This is a genomic window from Streptomyces pactum (assembly GCF_002005225.1).
Taxonomy (GTDB): domain Bacteria; phylum Actinomycetota; class Actinomycetes; order Streptomycetales; family Streptomycetaceae; genus Streptomyces; species Streptomyces pactum_A.
The window spans coordinates 6,338,058-6,357,664 of sequence record NZ_CP019724.1 but is presented as its reverse complement, the minus strand read 5'-3'; the positions used below and the strand labels follow the sequence as shown (position 1 = coordinate 6,357,664).

General features: G+C 73.3%; 12 protein-coding genes and 1 pseudogene. 6 read left to right on the top strand and 7 right to left on the bottom strand.

What is annotated here, in order from left to right:
* Window positions 1–22 precede the first annotated feature (22 nt).
* The 3 genes from B1H29_RS27210 to B1H29_RS27200 form a co-directional block, all read right to left on the bottom strand.
* Window positions 23–1,486: a glutamate synthase subunit beta gene (locus B1H29_RS27210; protein ID WP_055416431.1), complete on the bottom strand. Its 1,464-nt coding sequence runs from the start codon at window positions 1,484–1,486 to the stop codon at window positions 23–25.
* Window positions 1,479–6,041, bottom strand: coding sequence for a glutamate synthase large subunit (gltB, locus tag B1H29_RS27205; RefSeq protein WP_079160869.1), 4,563 nt, complete (start codon window positions 6,039–6,041; stop codon window positions 1,479–1,481). The genes B1H29_RS27210 and gltB overlap by 8 nt, the downstream gene beginning before the upstream one ends.
* 428 nt (window positions 6,042–6,469) lie before the next feature.
* Window positions 6,470–7,201 (bottom strand): VIT1/CCC1 transporter family protein, encoded by a 732-nt coding sequence (locus B1H29_RS27200; RefSeq protein ID WP_055416433.1) that lies wholly within the window; start codon window positions 7,199–7,201, stop codon window positions 6,470–6,472.
* Between the two features lie 291 nt (window positions 7,202–7,492).
* On the opposite strand from B1H29_RS27200, the pseudogene B1H29_RS40245 reads away from it, so the two are divergent.
* The 6 genes and pseudogenes from B1H29_RS40245 to B1H29_RS27170 form a co-directional block, all read left to right on the top strand.
* Window positions 7,493–8,483: pseudogene (locus B1H29_RS40245) on the top strand (ADP-ribosylglycohydrolase family protein); the annotation flags it as partial.
* Window positions 8,484–9,489: 1,006 nt separating this feature from the next.
* Window positions 9,490–10,791 (top strand): ADP-ribosylglycohydrolase family protein, encoded by a 1,302-nt coding sequence (locus B1H29_RS27190; RefSeq protein ID WP_079160494.1) that lies wholly within the window; start codon window positions 9,490–9,492, stop codon window positions 10,789–10,791.
* Window positions 10,792–10,824: 33 nt separating this feature from the next.
* The gene (locus B1H29_RS27185; RefSeq protein WP_055416434.1) at window positions 10,825–12,003 is read left to right on the top strand and encodes an ADP-ribosylglycohydrolase family protein; all 1,179 of its coding nucleotides are present in this window, start codon (window positions 10,825–10,827) and stop codon (window positions 12,001–12,003) included.
* Complete coding sequence (locus B1H29_RS27180) at window positions 11,991–13,364, top strand: ADP-ribosylglycohydrolase family protein (RefSeq protein WP_055416435.1); 1,374 nt, start codon at window positions 11,991–11,993, stop codon at window positions 13,362–13,364. Before B1H29_RS27185 ends, B1H29_RS27180 begins: the two co-directional genes overlap by 13 nt.
* A complete protein-coding gene (locus B1H29_RS27175) occupies window positions 13,346–14,566 on the top strand; it encodes a CaiB/BaiF CoA transferase family protein (RefSeq protein WP_055416436.1) in 1,221 nt (406 codons plus the stop codon). The genes B1H29_RS27180 and B1H29_RS27175 overlap by 19 nt, the downstream gene beginning before the upstream one ends.
* Entirely contained in the window at window positions 14,563–15,387 is an 825-nt protein-coding gene (locus B1H29_RS27170; RefSeq protein ID WP_055416437.1) for an HpcH/HpaI aldolase/citrate lyase family protein, read from the top strand. The genes B1H29_RS27175 and B1H29_RS27170 overlap by 4 nt, the downstream gene beginning before the upstream one ends.
* 60 nt (window positions 15,388–15,447) lie before the next feature.
* Here B1H29_RS27170 and lgt read toward each other — a convergent pair whose 3' ends face one another.
* From lgt to trpB, 4 genes are all read right to left on the bottom strand, one after another.
* Window positions 15,448–16,473 carry a prolipoprotein diacylglyceryl transferase gene (gene lgt, locus B1H29_RS27165; protein ID WP_055416438.1) on the bottom strand — a complete coding sequence of 342 codons (1,026 nt, stop codon included), beginning with the start codon at window positions 16,471–16,473 and terminating at the stop codon, window positions 15,448–15,450.
* A gap of 129 nt (window positions 16,474–16,602) precedes the next feature.
* Window positions 16,603–17,376, bottom strand: a complete 774-nt coding sequence (locus B1H29_RS27160) for a DsbA family protein (RefSeq protein WP_055416439.1) — start codon at window positions 17,374–17,376, stop codon at window positions 16,603–16,605.
* Between the two features lie 86 nt (window positions 17,377–17,462).
* Window positions 17,463–18,278 carry a tryptophan synthase subunit alpha gene (gene trpA / locus B1H29_RS27155; protein ID WP_055416440.1) on the bottom strand — a complete coding sequence of 272 codons (816 nt, stop codon included), beginning with the start codon at window positions 18,276–18,278 and terminating at the stop codon, window positions 17,463–17,465.
* Window positions 18,275–19,558, bottom strand: coding sequence for a tryptophan synthase subunit beta (gene trpB / locus B1H29_RS27150; RefSeq protein WP_055416441.1), 1,284 nt, complete (start codon window positions 19,556–19,558; stop codon window positions 18,275–18,277). Before trpB ends, trpA begins: the two co-directional genes overlap by 4 nt.
* Window positions 19,559–19,607: the final 49 nt, after the last annotated feature.

The following is a 19,607-nucleotide window of genomic DNA, read 5'->3' as shown; positions in this document are numbered from 1 at the left end:
CGTTCTTCGGTTGTTCCGTCCGTCAGACCGCGAGCGCGCGGTCCGTCGGGCGGATCGGGGCCGGCAGTTCGCTGGCTCCGGTCAGGAAGCTGTCGGCGCCGCGGGCGGCCGAGCGGCCCTCCGCGATCGCCCAGACGATGAGCGACTGGCCGCGGCCGGCGTCACCGGCGACGAACACACCCGGCACGTTCGTCTGGAAGTCGGCGTCCCGGGCGATGTTACCCCGTGCGTCGAGCTCCAGGCCGAACTGGTCGACCAGTCCGTTCTCCCGGTCGGTGCCGGTGAAGCCCATGGCGAGGGTGACCAACTGCGCCGGGATCTTGCGCTCGGTGCCCGGCTTCGGGGTGAGCTTGCCGTCGACGAACTCGACCTCGCTCATGTGCAGCCACTGGACGTTGCCGTCCTCGTCGCCCTCGAAGTGGGTGGTGGAGACGGCGTAGACCCGCTCGCCGCCCTCCTCGTGGGCCGAGGTGACCTTGTAGAGCATCGGGAAGGTCGGCCACGGCTGGCGCACCGCGTCCCGCTCCTCGCCCGGCCGGGGCATGATCTCGAGCTGGGTGACGGAGGCCGCGCCCTGCCGGTGGGCGGTGCCCACGCAGTCGGCGCCGGTGTCGCCGCCGCCGATGACGACGACGTGCTTGCCCTCGGCGGAGATGGGGGCGGTGACGTAGTCGCCCTCCTGGACCTTGTTGGCCAGGGGCAGGTACTCCATGGCCTGGTAGATGCCCTGGAGCTCGCGGCCGGGGACCGGCAGGTCGCGGGCGGTGGTGGCACCGGCGGCGATGACCACGGCGTCGTAGCGCTTCCTGAGGTCGCCGGCCTTGAGGTCGCGGCCGATCTCGACGCCGGTGCGGAAGCGGGTGCCCTCCGCGCGCATCTGCTCGATGCGGCGGTTGATGTGCCGCTTCTCCATCTTGAACTCGGGGATGCCGTAGCGCAGGAGGCCTCCGACGCGGTCCGCGCGCTCGTAGACGGCGACGGTGTGGCCGGCCCGGGTGAGCTGCTGGGCGGCGGCCAGGCCCGCCGGGCCCGAGCCGATGACGGCGACGGTCTTGCCCGACAGGCGCTCGGGGATCTGCGGGGCGACGTCCCCGGTCTCCCACGCCTTGTCGATGATCGAGACCTCGACGTTCTTGATGGTGACCGGCGGCTGGTTGATGCCGAGCACGCACGCCGACTCGCACGGAGCCGGGCACAGGCGGCCGGTGAACTCCGGGAAGTTGTTGGTGGCGTGCAGGCGCTCCTGCGCGGCCTGCCAGTCCTCGCGGTAGGCGTAGTCGTTCCACTCGGGGATCAGGTTCCCGAGCGGGCAGCCGTTGTGACAGAACGGGATGCCGCAGTCCATGCACCGGCTGGCCTGCTTGCTGATGATCGGCAGCAGGGAGCCGGGGACGTAGACCTCGTTCCAGTCCTTGACGCGCTCCTCGACGGGGCGGGTCTTGGCGACCTCGCGTCCGTGGTTCAGGAAGCCCTTGGGATCAGCCATTGGTCGCCGCCTCCATCATCTTCTCGGTGGTCTCGGTCTCGGAGAGACCGGCTCGCTCGGCGGCGTCCTTGGCGGCGAGCACTGCCTTGTACGTGCTGGGGATGATCTTGCTGAAGCGCTCCACGGCGGCGGGCCACTCGGCGAGCAGCTTCTCGGCGACGGTCGAGCCCGTCTCCTCCCGGTGCCGGCGCACCACGTCGTGCAGCCAGTCGCGGTCGGCGTCGTCGAGCGCCTCGATCGCGCCGACGTTGCCGGCGTTGACGTTGTCGCGGTCCAGGTCGACGACGTAGGCGACGCCGCCGGACATGCCGGCCGCGAAGTTGCGCCCGGTCTCGCCGAGGACGACCGCGTGGCCGCCGGTCATGTACTCGCAGCCGTGGTCGCCCACGCCCTCGGAGACGACCAGCGCGCCGGAGTTGCGGACGCAGAAGCGCTCGCCCACCTTGCCGCGCAGGAACATCTCGCCGCCCGTGGCGCCGTAGCCGATGGTGTTGCCGGCGATGGTGGAGTACTCGGCGAGGTGGTCGGCGCCCCGGTCCGGGCGGACGATCACGCGGCCGCCGGACAGGCCCTTGCCGACGTAGTCGTTGGCGTCGCCCTCCAGGCGCAGCGTGATGCCGCGCGGGACGAAGGCGCCGAAGGACTGGCCGGCGGAGCCGGTGAAGGTGATGTCGACGGTGTCGTCGGGCAGGCCCGCACCGCCGAACTTCTTCGTCACCTCGTGGCCGAGCATGGTGCCGACCGTGCGGTTGATGTTGCGGATCGCGACCTGGGCGCGCACCGGCGCGGCGTCGGTGGCCTCGGAGGCGGCCAGCGCGTCCGACGCGAGCTTGATCAACTGGTTGTCGAGCGCCTTCTCCAGGCCGTGGTCCTGGCCGACGGCCTGGTGGCGCACCGCACCCTCGGGCAGCGCGGGCACGTGGAACAGCGGCTCCAGGTCGAGGCCCTGCGCCTTCCAGTGGTCGACGGCGCGGGTGACGTCGAGGGTCTCGGCGTGGCCGACGGCCTCCTCGATGGAGCGGAAGCCCAGCTCGGCGAGGATCTCGCGGACCTCCTCGGCGATGAACCGGAAGAAGTTCACGATGTACTCGGCCTTGCCGGAGAACCTCTCGCGCAGCACCGGGTTCTGGGTGGCGATGCCGACCGGGCAGGTGTCCAGGTGGCAGACGCGCATCATGACGCAGCCGGAGACGACGAGCGGCGCGGTGGCGAAACCGAACTCCTCGGCGCCGAGCAGCGCGGCGATGACGACGTCCCGGCCGGTCTTGAGCTGGCCGTCGGTCTGGACGACGATGCGGTCGCGCAGGCCGTTGAGCAGCAGGGTCTGCTGGGTCTCGGCGAGGCCGAGCTCCCAGGGGCCGCCCGCGTGCTTGAGACTCGTCAGAGGAGAGGCACCCGTGCCGCCGTCGTGGCCGGAGATGAGCACCACGTCCGCGTGCGCCTTGGACACACCCGCCGCGACCGTGCCGACGCCGACCTCGGAGACCAGCTTGACGTGGATCCGCGCCTGCGGGTTCGCGTTCTTCAGGTCGTGGATGAGCTGGGCCAGGTCCTCGATGGAGTAGATGTCGTGGTGCGGCGGCGGGGAGATCAGGCCGACGCCGGGGGTGGAGTGCCGGGTCTTGGCGACCCAGGGGTACACCTTGTGGCCGGGCAACTGGCCGCCCTCGCCGGGCTTGGCGCCCTGGGCCATCTTGATCTGGATGTCGTCGGCGTTGACGAGGTACTCGGAGGTGACGCCGAAGCGGCCGGAGGCGACCTGCTTGATCGACGAACGCCGCGCCGGGTCGTACAGGCGCTCCGGGTCCTCGCCGCCCTCGCCGGTGTTGGACTTGCCGCCGAGCTGGTTCATGGCGATGGCGAGGGTCTCGTGCGCCTCCTGGGAGATGGAGCCGTACGACATGGCTCCGGTGGAGAAGCGCTTGACGATCTCGGAGACGGGCTCGACCTCGTCCAGGGGGATCGGCTGCCGGCCCGACTTGAAGCCGAACAGGCCGCGCAGCGTCATGAGGCGCTCGGACTGCTCGTTCACACGCTCGGTGTACTTCTTGAAGATGTCGTACGTGCCGGAGCGCGTGGAGTGCTGGAGGCGGAAGACCGTCTCCGGGTCGAACAGGTGCGGTTCGCCCTCGCGGCGCCACTGGTACTCGCCGCCGATGTCCAGCGCGCGGTGGGCGGGCGCGATGCCGCTGGCCGGGTACGCCTTGGCGTGGCGGGCGGCGACCTCCTCGGCGACGACGTCGATGCCGACGCCGCCGATCTTGGTGGCGGTGCCGTTGAAGTACTTGGCGACGAAGGCCTCGTCGAGGCCGACGGCCTCGAAGACCTGGGCACCGCGGTAGGAGGCGACGGTGGAGATGCCCATCTTGGACATGACCTTGAGGACGCCCTTGCCGAGGGCGTAGATCAGATTGCGGATGGCCTGCTCGGGCTCGGCGTCGGGCAGGAAGGTGCCCGCGCGGACCAGGTCCTCGACGGACTCCATGGCCAGGTACGGGTTGACCGCAGCGGCGCCGTAGCCGATGAGCAGGGCGACGTGGTGGACCTCGCGGACGTCGCCGGCCTCGACCAGCAGGCCCACCTGGGTGCGCTGCTTGGTGCGGATGAGGTGGTGGTGGACGGCCGCGGTGAGCAGCAGTGACGGGATCGGCGCGTGCTCGGCGTCCGAGTGGCGGTCGGAGAGGACGATCAGCCGGGCGCCGTTCTCGATCGCGGCGTCGGCCTCGGCGCAGATCTCCTCTATGCGCGCGGCCAGCGCGTCGCCGCCGCCGTGCACCCGGTAGAGACCGGAGAGGGTCGCGGCCTTGAAGCCGGGCATGTCCCCGTCGGCGTTGATGTGGATGAGCTTGGCGAGCTCGTCGTTGTCGATCACCGGGAAGGGCAGCAGGACGCTGCGGCAGGACGCGGCCGACGGCTCCAGCAGGTTGCCCTGCGGACCCAGGGAGGAGCGCAGGGAGGTGACCAGCTCCTCGCGGATCGCGTCCAGCGGCGGGTTGGTGACCTGCGCGAAGAGCTGGGTGAAGTAGTCGAAGAGCAGTCGGGGGCGGTCGGAGAGCGCGGCGATCGGCGAGTCCGTGCCCATGGAGCCGATCGGCTCGGCGCCGGCCTTGGCCATCGGCGCGACGATGACGCGCAGCTCCTCCTCGGTGTACCCGAAGGTCTGCTGGCGGCGGGTGACCGAGGCGTGGGTGTGCACGATGTGCTCGCGCTCGGGCAGGTCGGACAGCTCGATCTCGCCGGCCTCGATCCACTCGGCGTACGGCTGCTCCGCCGCGAGCTGGGCCTTGATCTCGTCGTCCTCGATGATGCGGTGCTCGGCGGTGTCCACGAGGAACATGCGGCCGGGCTGCAGGCGGCCCTTGCGGACGACCTTGGCCGGGTCGATGTCCAGGACGCCGACCTCGGAGCCGAGGACGACGAGGCCGTCGTCGGTGACCCAGTAGCGGCCGGGGCGCAGACCGTTGCGGTCGAGCACGGCGCCGACCTGGGTGCCGTCGGTGAAGGTGACGCAGGCGGGACCGTCCCAGGGCTCCATCATCGTGGAGTGGAACTGGTAGAAGGCGCGCCGGGCCGCGTCCATGGAGTCGTGGTTCTCCCACGCCTCCGGGATCATCATCAGCACGGAGTGCGGCAGCGAACGCCCGCCGAGGTGCAGCAGCTCCAGGACCTCGTCGAAGGAGGCGGAGTCGGAGGCGTCGGGCGTGCAGATCGGGAAGAGCCGCGCCAGGTCCGAGGACGAGCCGCCGTGCCCACGGTCGGCGGAGCCGAACAGCTCGGAGGCGAGCTGGGACTCGCGGGCGACCATCCAGTTGCGGTTGCCCTTGACCGTGTTGATCTCGCCGTTGTGCGCGACGAAGCGGTACGGGTGGGCGAGCGGCCAGGCCGGGAAGGTGTTCGTCGAGAACCGGGAGTGCACGAGCGCGATCGCGGAGGCGAAGCGGCGGTCGGACAGGTCCGGGAAGAAGGGCTCGAGCTGGCCGGTGGTCAGCATGCCCTTGTAGACGATGGTCCGCGCGGACAGCGACGGGAAGTAGACGCCGGCCTCGCGCTCGGCGCGCTTGCGCAGCGCGAAGGCGGGGCGGTCCAGCGCGATGCCCCGCGAGACGCCGTCGGCCACGAAGATCTGGCGGAAGACCGGCATGGTCGAGCGGGCGGTGGCGCCGAGCATCTGCGGGGCGACCGGGACCTCGCGCCAGCCGAGGACGGTGAGGCCCTCCTCGGCCGCGATCGTCTCGATCCGCGAGACGGCCTCCTCGGTGCCGTCCACCGGCAGGAAGGCGATGCCGACGGCGTACGCGCCGGCCTCGGGCAGTTCGAATCCGGCCACCTCGCGGAAGAAGGCGTCCGGCACCTGGGAGAGGATGCCCGCACCGTCGCCCGAGTCGGGCTCGGAGCCGGTGGCACCGCGGTGCTCCAGGTTGCGCAGCACGGTGAGCGCCTGGTCGACCAGGGTGTGCGATGCCTCGCCGGTGAGAGTGGCGACGAAACCGACGCCGCAGGCGTCGTGCTCGTTGCGGGGGTCGTACATACCCTGCGCAGCAGGGCGAGCATCCATGAAGGACCGGTTCTGGCCATTCGCGGAGTGCTGGGACGGCTGGCGCGGCGTACGCATCGGCTCTCCCGTCGTCGTCATCTGGCATGTGCAAGTGCCGAGGGACGACGTTGGCCCTCTGCGTGAGTGCAAAATTTGGTGCAGATTACATGATGGAGCGATTCTCGGGAAGCGGGATAATCCGTTCCAACATGCGGACACCCAGGGTGTGCGGCGGGGGTACCACGCCCTGCGGTGGAGGCTATGGAGACCGAAGCGGACAGATCGATGTCCGTCGGCCCGAGGACGCGAAGGGAGCTCCGTCGCTCGCTCCGCGGATGCGCGGCAGGCCTCATTGCCCGCAGCGCTTACGGCTCATGCCCGGAGATTACGCACTCGAAACCAGCGAGTAACGGCTACTTATGCGGACAACCGCATAAGTTCGAGCCGGACTATCCTACGGCCGTGCCGAACAGGCTGCCCAGGACGTACGTCACACCGGCCGCCGCGCCACCGAGGGCGAGCTGCCGCAGGCCGCTGTACCACCAACTGCGTGCCGTCACCTTGGCGACCACCGCGCCGCACAGGAAGAGCCCGGCCAGCGCCAGCAGCACCGCCGGCCACAACGCGCCGGCGCCGAGCAGGAAGGGCAGCACGGGGAGCAGGGCGCCCAGCGCGAAGGAGCCGAAGGACGACACGGCCGCGACGGTGGGCGAGGGCAGGTCACCGGGATCGATACCCAGCTCCTCCCGGGCGTGTATCTCCAGGGCCTGCTCGGGGTCGCGGGAGAGCTGCCGGGCCACCTCGCGCGCGAGGTCCGGCTCCACACCCCGCGCCTCGTAGAGCGCGGCCAGCTCGGCCTCCTCGTCCGCCGGGTGCTTCCTCAGCTCCCGGCGCTCGACGTCCAGCTCGGCCTCCACCAGCTCGCGCTGCGAGGCGACGGAGGTGTACTCGCCGGCGGCCATGGAGAAGGCGCCCGCGGCGAGACCGGCGAGACCGCTCAGCACGACGGTCTGCTGACTCGCCGCCCCGCCGGCGACACCGGTCATCAGGGCGAGGTTGGAGACCAGTCCGTCCATCGCGCCGAAGACGGCGGGGCGCAGCCAACCGCCGTTCACGTCGCGGTGCGTGTGGTTGTCGCGGTGCGCCTCGTGCAGCGGCGCCTCGGTCTCGATGATGGCCATGCGGGTCCCCCGGAAGTCGGTTCGGCAGTTGGTTCGAAAGTTGGTTCGGGACTCGGTGTGGAGTCGGCGGTGCAGCCAGATTGGACGAGTTCTACTTCTCGACAACACCCAATCTACGCCGGTCATTTCCGCCTCGCCAGCAAGGAAAGGCTGGGCTTACCTGCGGCTTTAACCTCTCGCGCTCATTCGTGATCTTGCCCGCACAGATGTCGACCGGGTGACGCTCAGCCCCGTGAGGCTGTGCGGCGCGCCGCACCGGGGACAGATGCGCAAAGGGAGAGGAGAGGCCGCATGGCATCCACCGCCTGCATTCCCCCGGCCCCCGCGCACGGGGACGCCGTCGGGCTCCGCGAACGGGCCCGCGGCGCGCTGCTGGGCCTGGCCGTCGGTGACGCTCTCGGGGCGCCGGCCGAGAACATGAAGCCCTCCGAGATCCGCGCCCGGTGGGGCCGCATCACGGGATACGTGGCCAAGAAGCCGGCCGGCACCGACGACACCGAGTACGCGATCTTCTCGGGCCTGCTGCTGGCCCGGTACGGGTCCGCGCTCACCCCGGCCCGGGTGGAGACGGCCTGGCACGAGTGGATCGCGGACCGGGAGGAGGGCCCGTTCCGGGGCGCGGGCTTCAGCGAACGCGGCACCCTGGAGAACCTGCGCCGGGGTCTGGCCGCCCCCATCTCCGCCCAGCACCGCCACGCCTGGAGCGACGGACTGGCCATGCGGGCCGCGCCCTACGGTGTCTTCGCGGCGGGCCGTCCCGCCGAGGCGGCCCGCCTGGTGGCGATCGACGGCTCGGTCAGCCACGAGGGCGAGGGCATCTACGGCGGCCAGGCGGTGGCGGCGGGCGTCGCGGCGGCGATGACCGGGGCGCCGACCGTCGCGGTCGTGGCCTCCGCCCTGGCCGTCGTCCCGGACGACTCCTGGACGGCGCGCTGCCTGCGCCGCGCGATGACGGCGGCCCACCTGGGCGAACGCGCCGTCCGCTCCGCGGTGGTCATCGGCGGCTACCCCTGGACCGACCTGGCCCCCGAGGCCGTCGCCCTCGCCTTCGGCGCGTACGCGGCGGCCGACGGCGACTTCACGGACGCGGTGCTGACGGCCGTCAACATGGGCCGCGACGCCGACACCACGGCAGCGGTCGCCGGCGCCCTGGCCGGCGCGGCCCGGGGGGTCGCCGCCATCCCCGCCGAGTGGGCGTCGGCCATCGGCCCGGCCCGCGGCACCTGCCTGCCGGCGATGGCCGGCCACCACGTGCTGGAGGTGGCGGACCTGCTGACGCGGGGCGCCCAGACGCCGCAGGAGCGCGCACACACCACCAGGCCCGGGGACGTCCCACCGGTCGAGCCACCTCTCCGGGGCCACACCCCGGCCCAGGCCGAACGCCCCGCACCGCACACCGGTTCCGTACCGTGCCCCGTCGGCGCGGCCCCCACCGGGCCGACGCCCGCACCGCACCCCGGGCCGACACCCACCTCAGGGCCCACACCGGAGCCCGGGCGGCAGCCCGCACCAGAGCCGGGGCCGCTGCCCGCACCAGAGCCCGGGCCGACGCCCACCTCAGCGCCCGCACCAGAGCCCGGGCCGCGGCCCGCACCAGAGCCCGAGCCGACGCCCACCTCAGCGCCCGCACCAGAGCCCAGGCCGCGGCCCGCACCAGAGCCCGAGCCGACGCCCACCTCAGCGCCCGCACCAGAGCCCGGGCGGCAGCCCGCACCAGAGCCGGGGCCGCTGCCCGCACCAGAGCCCGGGCCGACGCCCACCTCAGCGCCCGCACCAGAGCACGGGCCGCGGCCCGCACCAGAGCCCGAGCCGACGCCCACCTCAGCGCCCGCACCAGAGCACGGGCCGCGGCCCGCACCAGAGCCCGAGCCGACGCCCACCTCAGCGCCCGCACCAGAGCCCGGGCGGCAGCCCGCACCAGAGCCGGGGCCGCTGCCCGCACCAGAGCCCGGGCCGACGCCCACCTCAGCGCCCGCACCAGAGCACGGGCGGCAGCCCGCGCCGGGGTACGAGCCACGGCCGGCACCGGGCGACGGGCCCGCTCCGACACCCGCCGACGGGCTCGCCCGACTCGACGACGGGCTCGGTCCGGCACCAGGCGACGCGCGCCCACAAGCAGGCCCGCACCGCCCACCCCCAGCACACGACGCCCCCGCACGGAACGACACCCCCACGGCAGCGGACCGGCGTCCAGCCCCGCGCGGCGCGGCCGCACCGGAGGCGGGCCCCGCAGGAGACGGGGGGCCCGCGCCCGCGCCGGACGGCGACGCGGCGGCCGGGGTGACGCCGTGAGCAGGGCACGTCCCGGCGGTGAGGAACCGGTCACCACCGCGTACGTCGCCCCGCCCGGCGCGCCGGCGGAGGCCGGGTCCGCCGGGAGCGGGCACCGGCCGGGGGCCGAAGCCGCCGCACCGGCCCTCCCCGTGACACGGCCCGACCGCATCGAAGGGCTCCTCCTCGGCCTCGCCGCGGGGGACGCCGCCGGCTGGCCCGCCGCCCGGCACCGGGCGGCCCGGATGCCCGAGTGGACCCGGCGCCTCACCCGCGAGCTGGACACCTTCGCCGAGCAGAACGCGACCACCACCCTCCCCGTGCCCATCGCCCTGAACCAGCCCCCGGAGCCGCTGCGCCTGGGCCCGTCCGACGATGCCGAGTGGGCGGCGTTCGCGGCGGAGGCGGTGCTGCGCGCCGGGGACGACAGCGCGCTCGGGGACCTCAGCCGGGAACGCCGGATGCGGGCGGCGATCGACCTGACCTGGAACGCCGTCGCCAGCGAGGTGGCGGCGGCGACGGAGCGCGCCCCGGAGACCGAGTCGGCGGTGCTGCCACTGCGGGCCCGCATCTCGGTCAGGGCCGGACTCGGCAACCTCGCCACCGGCCTGCGCCCGCCCGCCACCGGCCACGACAACCCGCACTACTTCGACGACGCCGCCTGCGTCCGGGCCTGCGTCCTCGCCGTCGCCCATCCGGGCGCCCCGCGACTCGCCGCCGACCTCGCCGAGTTCGACGCCCGCTACACCCAGGACGGCGACGGCGTACACGGCGCCCGGGCCATGGCGGCGGCACTGGCGTGCGCCCTCGACGGCGCCACCGTACGCACCTGCGTGACGGCCGCGCTCGCCGAGCTGCCCGAGGAGACGGAGATCGGCCGCAACGCCCGCCAGGCGCTGGCCCTGGCCGCGGACGCCGAGAGCACCTTCGCCCTCGTCCCGCTGCTGGAGCACAGAATCGTCGACCACGTCTACAGCTACGGCATCGCCGCCGCCGAGACCGTACCGGTCGCCCTGGCCCTGGCCACCGCCGCCCATGGCCGCCTCGCGGAGGCGGTACCGGCCGCGGCCTGTCTCTCCAGGGTCGCGGACTCCGCTCCCGCACTGGCCGGCGCACTCACCGGCGCGCTGGGCGGCGGCGCGTCGATCCCCGCGTCCTGGCGGGAGACCTGCCGCACCCTCCCCGGCTGCGTGCTCCCCCGCCTCACCGGTACCGACCTGGTCGAACTCGCCGGACTCCTGCACGCCACGCGACCGTCCCGACGAGAAGGCCGGGAAGGTCGGGACGAACAGGACGAACAGGACGAACACGAAGGATGAGAAGGATGAGAAGGAAGAAGGGCGACACGCGACATGAGGACACCCGGCACAGCGGAGAACGGCACGACGACCCTGGAGGAGCGCGTCACCGGCGCCCTCGTCGGCGCGGCCGTCGGTGACGCGCTCGGCGGTCCGGTCGAGGGCTACTCCCCCGAGCAGATCCTCGAACGCCACGGCGGCCGCGTCCACGGCATCGTCGGCCCGTGGAACGGCGAGGCCTGGCGCACCGCCCGCCCCATCGCCCCGTACCACAAGGGCGACGGACACGTCACCGACGACACCTTGATGACCCACGCGCTGGTACGGGTGTACGACACCGTCCGCGACCACCTCGACGCCTACGCGGTCGCCGAGCACCTGGTCCCGGACCTGATGACCACCCCGCGCTGGATCCCGGAACTGGAGGCCGAGGCGCTCCCCCTCCAGCGGATCTTCCTGGCGGAGAAGTGGCTGGTGGCGAGGATCCACTACGGCCACGTCGACCCGCGCGAGGCGGGCACCGGCAACATCGTCAACTGCGGTGCCGCGATGTACACGGCCCCCGTCGGCCTGGTCAACGCCGCCAATCCGGCGGGCGCCTACGCCGAGGCCCTGGACGTCGCGGGCGCGCACCAGTCGTCGTACGGCCGTGAGGCGGCCGGTGTCCTCGCGGCAGGGGTGGCCGCGGCCTGCGCGCCCGGGGCGACGCCGGACTCGGTGGTGGCGGCGTGCCTGGCCCTGGCGAAGGACGGCACCCGGGCGGCGATCGAGGCGGTCTGCGAAGCCGCCTCGCGTCACTCGGACTTCGAGTCGGCGCTCGTGCCGCTGCGGGAGGCGGTGGCACCGTACGACACCGTGGGCTCCGACTATCGCGCGCCCTCGCTCGGCGCCCGCCGCCCGTCCCGCCTGCACGCGATCGAGGAACTGCCCATCGCCCTCGGCATGCTGCTCGTCTCCGGCGGCGACTACCGGCACGCGGTCCTCGGCTCGGTGAACTACGGCCGCGACTGCGACTCCATCGCCACGATGGCGGGCGCGCTGGCCGGTGCGCTGGGCTCACCGGTCCCGGAGGACTGGGCGAAGGCAGTCGCGGAGGCGAGCCGCCTCGACCTGTGGGAACCGGCCGCGACGCTCGCCACCGTGGCCCGGGAGGTCTTCGAGCGCGACGTGGCGCGACGCCGCGTCCACGAGCGGGCGTTCACCGCGATCGGAGGCGCGAGGTGCTCCGGCTGACCTGGGTCCAGCCCGAGGACCTGATCGGCCACGAACTGCGCCAGGCGGCGCAGGACGGCCGCGACCCGTCGGCGATCGCGGCCCGCTGGAGAGCGGCGGGCGGCGGCGAGGCCCCCGCCCGGGCGGGCGCGTCCGCGCGGCCGGCCTCCCCCGGCCTCCGCCTCCTGGCGGCAGACCTGCTGGACGAACTGGCCGCCCTGCCCAGCCCTTCGGCGGACGAGGAACCGACGGACCTCGACCGGATCAGGCCCCTGTGTCCCGACTGGCCCGCACCCCGCCCCGCGACCGTGTCACCGGCCCGCCTGGAAGCCGCCTGGCTCGGCCGGGCCGCCGGCTGCCTCCTGGGCAAGCCCGTCGAGAAGCTCCCCCTGACCGGCATCCGCCTCCTCGCCCGGGCCGCCGGCAACTGGCCCCCGACCACCTACTTCACCGCCCGTGGCCTCCCCGAGGACCTCACCGCCGCATACCCCTGGAACCGCCGCTCCGCCCCCACCTCCCTCGCCGAGAACATCGACGGCATGCCCGAGGACGACGACCTCGACTACCCCCTGCTCAACCTCCTGCTCCTCCAGCGCCACGGCAGGGCCTTCACCACCGCCGACGTCGCCCGCGTCTGGCTCGACGAGCTCCCCGCCGGCCGCACCTTCACCGCCGAACGCATCGCCTACCGCAACCTCCTCACCGGCCTCGAACCCCCGCACACCGCCCGCCACCGCAACCCCTTCCGCGAGTGGATCGGCGCCCTGATCCGCGCCGACGTGCACGGCTGGACCAACCCCGGCGACCCGGCCGCCGCCGCCGAGCAGGCCCACCGCGACGCGACCCTCACCCACACCGCCAACGGCGTCTATGCGGCCATGTTCGCGGCGGCCGTCATCGCCACCGCCGCCGCCGGCACACACGACGTCCACGCCTGTCTGCGCGCCGGCCTCGCGGTCGTACCGTCCGGCTCCCGCCTCGCCGAAGCCGTCGGACAGGCCATCGGCCTCGCCCGCACGCACCCCGACTTCGACACGGTCGTCGACGCCCTGCACGCCCGCCACTCCCCCAGCCACCACTGGGTCCACGCCGTCCCCAACACCGCCCTGACCGCCGCCGCCCTCACCCACGCGGACGGCGACTTCACCGGCTCGGTCTCCCGCGTCGTCTCGGGAGGCTGGGACACCGACTCCAACGGCGCCACCGCCGGCAGCGTCGCCGGCCTCCTCGCCGGTTCACCGGCCGCGCTGCCCGAGCACTGGACGGCCCCGCTCAAGAACCGCCTCGCCACCTCGGTCGGCGATTTCGCGGGCACCGGCTTCGACACCCTCGCCCACCTCACCCACACGGAGGCCACCCGCCCATGCCCCGGCCCGTCGTGACTCCCCCCGCTCCCGCCCCGCCTCCCCTGGCCGGCCTGCGCGTCCTCGACCTCGCCACCCTCTTCGCCGGCCCCCTCGCCGCCACCATGCTCGGGGACTTCGGCGCCGAAGTGATCAAGGTCGAACACCCCGACCGGCCCGACCCCTCCCGGGGCCACGGCCCGTCCAAGGACGGCATCGGCCTGTGGTGGAAGGTGCTGGGCCGCAACAAGCGCACGATCACCCTGGACCTGTCCAGGCCCGCGGGCCGCACCACGCTGCTCCGCCTCGCCGCGACCACGGACGTCGTCGTCGAGAACTTCCGCCCGGGCACCCTGGAAAAGTGGGGCCTGGGCTGGGACGAGCTGTCCGCCGTCAACCCGCGCCTGGTCCTCACCCGGGTCACCGGCTTCGGCCAGTTCGGCCCGTACGCGCGCCGCCCGGGCTTCGGCACGCTCGCCGAGGCGATGAGCGGCTTCGCCGCGATGACCGGGGAGCCGGACGCGCCCCCGACGCTGCCGCCGTTCGGCCTCGCGGACTCGATCGCCGCCCTGGCGACGGCGTACGCCGTGATGACCGCGCTGGCCGCCCGGGAACGCACCGGCGAGGGACAGGTGGTCGACATGGCGATCATCGAGCCGATCCTGACCGTGCTGGGCCCCCAGCCGACCTGGTACGACCAGCTCGGCCACGTCCAGCCCCGCACCGGCAACCGCTCCCAGAACAACGCCCCGCGCAACACCTACCGCACCGCCGACGGCACCTGGGTCGCCGTGTCCACGTCGGCCCAGTCGGTCGCCGAGCGCGTGATGCGCCTGGTGGGCCGCCCGGAGCTGATCGACGAACCCTGGTTCGCCACGGGCGCGGACCGGGCCCGGCACGCCGACGTGCTCGACGCGGCGGTCGGCGACTGGATCGCCCGGCACGGCCGCGCCGACGTACTCGCCGAGTTCGAGAAGGCCGAGGCCGCCGTCGCCCCGGTCCAGGACGTGCGGGACGTGATGGCCGACCCGCAGTACCAGGCCCTCGACACCGTCACCACCGTCGACGACCCCGAGCTGGGCCCGCTGCGCATGCAGAACGTCCTCTTCCGGCTCTCCGCCACCCCCGGCGCGATCCGCTGGGCGGGCCGCCCGCACGGCGCGGACACCGAGGAGGTGCTGACCGGGCTGGGCCTGACACCGGCGGATGTGAAGGAGCTGCGTGAGGAGGGCGTCGTATGACCGCACCCGCACTGACCTGGTTGTACGCCCCCGGGGACCGGCCTCGGGTGGTCGCCAAGGCGCTGGCCGCCGGAGCCGACGTCGTGGTGGTCGACCTGGAGGACGCGGTCGCCCCGGACCGCAAGGACTACGCCCGGAAGGCCACCGCCGAGCTGCTCACCGAGCCGCAGCCGGTGCCGGTGCACGTCCGCGTCAACGCCCTGGACGGGCCCCTCGCCGCGGCGGACCTGACGGCACTGGCCGCGCTGCCGGGACTGTCCGGGCTGCGGCTGCCCAAGGTGATGGCCCCGGAGCAGATCACCGGCGTCGCGGCGGCCACCGGCGGGCCGCCCCTGTACGCGCTCCTGGAGACGGCCCTCGGCGTCGAGCGGGCGTACCGGATCGCCGCCGCCCACCCGTCGCTGCGCGGGATCGCCCTCGGCGAGGCGGACCTCCGCGCCGACCTGGGCGTACGCGGCGACACGGGCCTCGACTGGTCGCGCTCGCGCGTGGTCGTGGCCGCGCGGGCGGCGGGCCTCGCGCCGCCGTCGCAGACGGTGCATCCGGACACCCGGGACCTGGAGGGTCTCGCGGCGTCCTGCGCCCACGGCCGTGCCCTGGGCTTCCTCGGGCGTGCCGCGATCCATCCCCGCCAGTTGCCGATCATCGAGCGGGCGTATCTGCCGACCGAGCGGGAGCTGGAGGAGGCGGAGACGATCGTCAAGGCGGCCACCGCGCAGCCGGGCGCGCTGGCGCTGCCGGACGGGCGGTTCGTCGACGCGGCGGTGGTGGCGACGGCTCAGCGCACCCTGTCGCTGGCCCGGCGGCCCACCCTGTCCTGACACACGCCGAGGGCGCCCGGTCAGTTCCGGGCGCCCTCGGTGTCGTGCGGCGGCGGGCGGTCAGCCCTTCTTGGCCGAGTCGGCGCCGTCCTTCACGTCCTTCACGTCCTTGTCGTCGTCCTCCACGGTGCCGGCGTCATCGGCCTCACCGGCACCCTTGCCGTCCCCGGCGCCCCCGGCGTCCCCGGCGTCCCCGGCTGCCCTGGAGCCCGCGTCCGCGTCCGCGTCGTCCTCCGTCGCGTCGTCCCCGGTGTCGCCACCGGCGGACTCCGCGCCCGGCTCGACCACGGCCTCCCGGCCCGGCCGCATCCGTGCCGAGAGCACGATGTAGACCACGGCGAGCAGGAAGACGAAGAGCGCGGTCCAGTTGTTCAGCCTGAGGCCCAGGATGTGGTGGGCGTCGTCGACGCGCATGTACTCGATCCAGAACCGGCCCGCGCAGTACGCGGCGACGTAGAGCGCGAACGCCCGCCCGTGGCCGAGCTCGAAGCGGCGGTCGGCCCAGATGACGAGCAGGGCGACGCCGATGCACCACAGCGACTCGTACAGGAAGGTCGGGTGGTAGGTGCCCGGTACCCGGCCGTCGGCCGACGAGGTGATCTCCACGGCCCAGGGCAGGTCGGTGGCCCTGCCGTACAGCTCCTGGTTGAACCAGTTGCCCCAGCGGCCGATGGCCTGCGCGAGGGCGATGCCGGGGGCGACGGCGTCGGCGTACGCGGGCATGGGGACGCCCCGGCGGCGGGCGCCGATCCAGGCGCCGACCGCGCCGAAGGCGATCGCACCCCAGATGCCGAGGCCGCCCTCCCAGATCTTGAAGGCGTCGACCCAGTCACGGCCCTCGCTGAAGTAGAGCTGGTAGTCCGTGATCACGTGGTAGAGCCGGCCGCCGATCAGGCCGAAGGGAACGGCCCAGACCGCGATGTCGGCCACCGTGCCGGGCCGCCCGCCCCGGGCGACCCAGCGCTTGTTGCCGAGCCAGACGGCAACGAAGACGCCGATGATGATGCAGAACGCATAGCCGCGCAGCGGGATGGGACCGAGGTGCAGCACCCCGCGCGACGGGCTGGGAATGAAGGCAAGTTCCATGGCAGGGTCGACGCTACCGTGTCGGGCGCTACCCGCGACGGGCAGCCCGGCTACGGGTCCGTAACGGGCGGACGGAAGGCGCGCCCCACGGACGCCCCGCGGGGCGCTCCGCCACCGCACACCACCGCGCTACTTGTCGGCGTCCTGCACCATCTGCTTCAGCTTCGCCGGTGTCATGGAGCCGTCCTGGTAGATGTTCTCGCCGTCCAGCAGGACGGTCGGCGTGCCACTGAAGCCGCCGGCCAGGAAGGCCTTGTTGGACTTCTCCACCCAACTGTTGTGCTTGCCGCCCTCGACGCACTCCTGGAAGCGGGCGGTGTCGAGGCCGTCCACCTTGCCCGCCAGTTCGATCAGCTTGTTCTCGTCGGCGAAGGCGTCGTCGGTCTCCGCCGGCTGGTTGGTGAACAGCACGTCGTGGTACGGCGTGAACTTGCCGGCGTCCTGGGCGCAGGCCGCGGCGTTGGCGGCCTTGCGGGAGCCGGTGCCGCCCATGTTGCCGTCGATGATCGTCGCCAGGTGGTACTCGACCTTGAGCTGCCCGGCGTCGGCGAGCTCGTGGATCGTGTCGCGGTACGCCAGCTCGAAGGCCTTGCAGGCCGGGCAGCGGAAGTCCTCCCAGATGACGAGCGTCGACTTGGCGCTCTCCTCGCCGACGGGGATGGCGAGGCCGTCCTTGCCCTGCGCACCCGAGGGCGCCACGATCGGGCCGGCCGCCTCACTGCCGTCGTCCTTGCCCGCGTTGGCGGCGACCACGCCGATCACCGCCGCGAGCCCCAGGACGCAGACCACGCTCGCCCCGACGATCAGCGCGCGCCGGCGCTTGTCCCTGGACTTCTGCTTGTCGCGCGCGGCCGCCACCTTCTGACGGGCGGTGCGCTTTCCCTCTCGGTTCTTCTCGCTCACACCCCGCAGAACGAACCGGGGAGGCGCAGCGCGCCTCCCCGGTCCCAGGTCCACCCGTACGAGGGACCTCTGTCACCTGCTCGCCGTCACGCCTGTCCGCGCACGCCCTTCGCCAGCTCGGCGGCGAGCGTCCGCACGCCCTCCAGGCCGGCCGCGTCGTCGGGGGCGTCCAGCATCCGCTTGACGAACGCCGAGCCCACGATCACGCCGTCGGCGAAGCCGGCCACCTCGGCGGCCTGCGCGGCGTTGGAGACGCCGAGCCCGACGCAGACGGGGATGCCGGTGGTGGCGCGGGTACGCCGCACCAGGTCCTCGGCCTGCGCGCCGACCGACTCGCGGGTGCCGGTGACGCCCATGAGGGAGGCGGCGTAGACGAAGCCGCTGCCGGCCGCGGTGATCTCGGCGAGCCGCGCGTCCTTGCTGCTGGGCGCGACCACGAAGACCGTGGCGAGCCCGTGCTTCTCGGCGTGCTCCCGCCACAGCGCGGACTCCTGGACGGGCAGGTCGGGCAGGATGCACCCGGCGCCGCCCGCCTCGGCCAGCTCGGCGGTGAAGCGCTCGACGCCGTAGCGGTCGATGGGGTTCCAGTACGTCATCACGAGGATCGGCTTGCCGGTGGCCGCGTGCGCCTCCCGGACGGTCCGCATGACGTCGGCGATGCGCACGCCGCCGCGCAGGGCGATGTCGTCGGCGGTCTGGATGACGGGCCCGTCGAGGACCGGGTCGCTGTGCGGCAGACCGACCTCGACGACGTCGGCGCCGCCCTCGATCACGGCCTTGACCGCCTCGATGCCGCCGTCCACGGTCGGGAACCCGGCCGGGAGGTAGGCGATGAGGGCGGAGCGGCCCTCGGCCTTCGCCGCGGCGAGGGTGTCGTTCAGCAGCCGTACGTTCCCGCTCACTTGGCGTCCCCCTCGATCTCGGCGGTGCCGGCCTCGTCGGCGGCGACCTCGGCGTCGGTGTCGTACAGCCCGAAGTAGCGGGCGGCGGTGTCCATGTCCTTGTCGCCGCGGCCGGACAGGTTGACGACGATCAGCCCGTCCTTGCCCAGCTCCCTGCCGACCTCCAGGGCGCCGGCCAGCGCGTGGGCGCTCTCGATGGCCGGGATGATGCCCTCGGTGCGCGACAGCAGGCGCAGTGCCCGCATGGCGGCGTCGTCGGTGACCGCGCGGTACTCGCCGCGGCCGGAGTCCTTCAGGTAGGCGTGCTCCGGGCCGATGCCGGGGTAGTCCAGGCCGGCCGAGATGGAGTACGGCTCGGTGATCTGGCCCTCGTCGTCCTGGAGGACGTAGGACCGGGAGCCGTGCAGGATGCCGGGCTCGCCCGCGGTCAGGGTGGCCGCGTGCTCACCGCTGTCGATGCCGTGTCCGGCGGGCTCGCAGCCGATGAGGCGGACGTCCGCGTCCGGGATGAAGGCGTGGAAGAGGCCGATGGCGTTGGAGCCGCCGCCGACGCAGGCGATCGCGGCGTCGGGGAGACGTCCGGCCTGCTCCAGGAGCTGGCGGCGGGCCTCGACGCCGATGACGCGGTGGAAGTCGCGCACCATCGCCGGGAAGGGGTGGGGGCCGGCGACGGTGCCGAACAGGTAGTGGGTGCGGTCGACGTTGGCGACCCAGTCGCGGAAGGCCTCGTTGATCGCGTCCTTGAGCGTGCGGCTGCCGGACTTCACGGCGATGACCTCGGCGCCGAGCATGCGCATGCGGGCCACGTTGAGGGCCTGGCGCCGGGTGTCGATCTCGCCCATGTAGATCGTGCAGTCGAGGCCGAAGAGCGCGCAGGCCGTCGCCGTCGCCACGCCGTGCTGGCCGGCGCCGGTCTCCGCGATGACGCGGGTCTTGCCCATGCGCTTGGTCAGCAGCGCCTGGCCGAGCACGTTGTTGATCTTGTGGGAGCCGGTGTGGTTGAGGTCCTCGCGCTTGAGGAAGACGCGGCAGCCTCCGGCGTGCTCGGCGAAGCGGGGTACCTCTGTGAGGGAGCTGGGGCGGCCGGTGTAGTTGACGAGCAGGTCGTCGAGCTCACGGGCGAACTCGGGATCGGCCTTCGCCTTGTCGTACTCGACGGCCACCTCGTCGACTGCCGCGACGAGGGCCTCGGGGATGAACTTGCCGCCGAACGCGCCGAAGTAGCCCTCGGCACTGGGGACCTGACCCTCCGGGTCGGGGATGAAGAAGTTGCTGGACATGCGTGAACCTCACGGTGAGTGTCTGGTGTGGGCACGTTCGCCGTGGGGC

What these genes read in the sequence shown, in the direction of transcription:
- trpB (WP_055416441.1), bottom strand. Translation starts at nt 19,558, where the DNA reads ATGTCCAGCAACTTCTTCATCCCCGACCCGGAGGGTCAGGTCCCCAGT.
- B1H29_RS27170 (WP_055416437.1), top strand. Translation starts at nt 14,563, where the DNA reads ATGACCGCACCCGCACTGACCTGGTTGTACGCCCCCGGGGACCGGCCT.
- B1H29_RS27175 (WP_055416436.1), top strand. Translation starts at nt 13,346, where the DNA reads ATGCCCCGGCCCGTCGTGACTCCCCCCGCTCCCGCCCCGCCTCCCCTG.
- B1H29_RS27185 (WP_055416434.1), top strand. Translation starts at nt 10,825, where the DNA reads ATGAGGACACCCGGCACAGCGGAGAACGGCACGACGACCCTGGAGGAG.
- gltB (WP_079160869.1), bottom strand. Translation starts at nt 6,041, where the DNA reads ATGGATGCTCGCCCTGCTGCGCAGGGTATGTACGACCCCCGCAACGAG.
- B1H29_RS27200 (WP_055416433.1), bottom strand. Translation starts at nt 7,201, where the DNA reads ATGGCCATCATCGAGACCGAGGCGCCGCTGCACGAGGCGCACCGCGAC.
- B1H29_RS27210 (WP_055416431.1), bottom strand. Translation starts at nt 1,486, where the DNA reads ATGGCTGATCCCAAGGGCTTCCTGAACCACGGACGCGAGGTCGCCAAG.
- lgt (WP_055416438.1), bottom strand. Translation starts at nt 16,473, where the DNA reads ATGGAACTTGCCTTCATTCCCAGCCCGTCGCGCGGGGTGCTGCACCTC.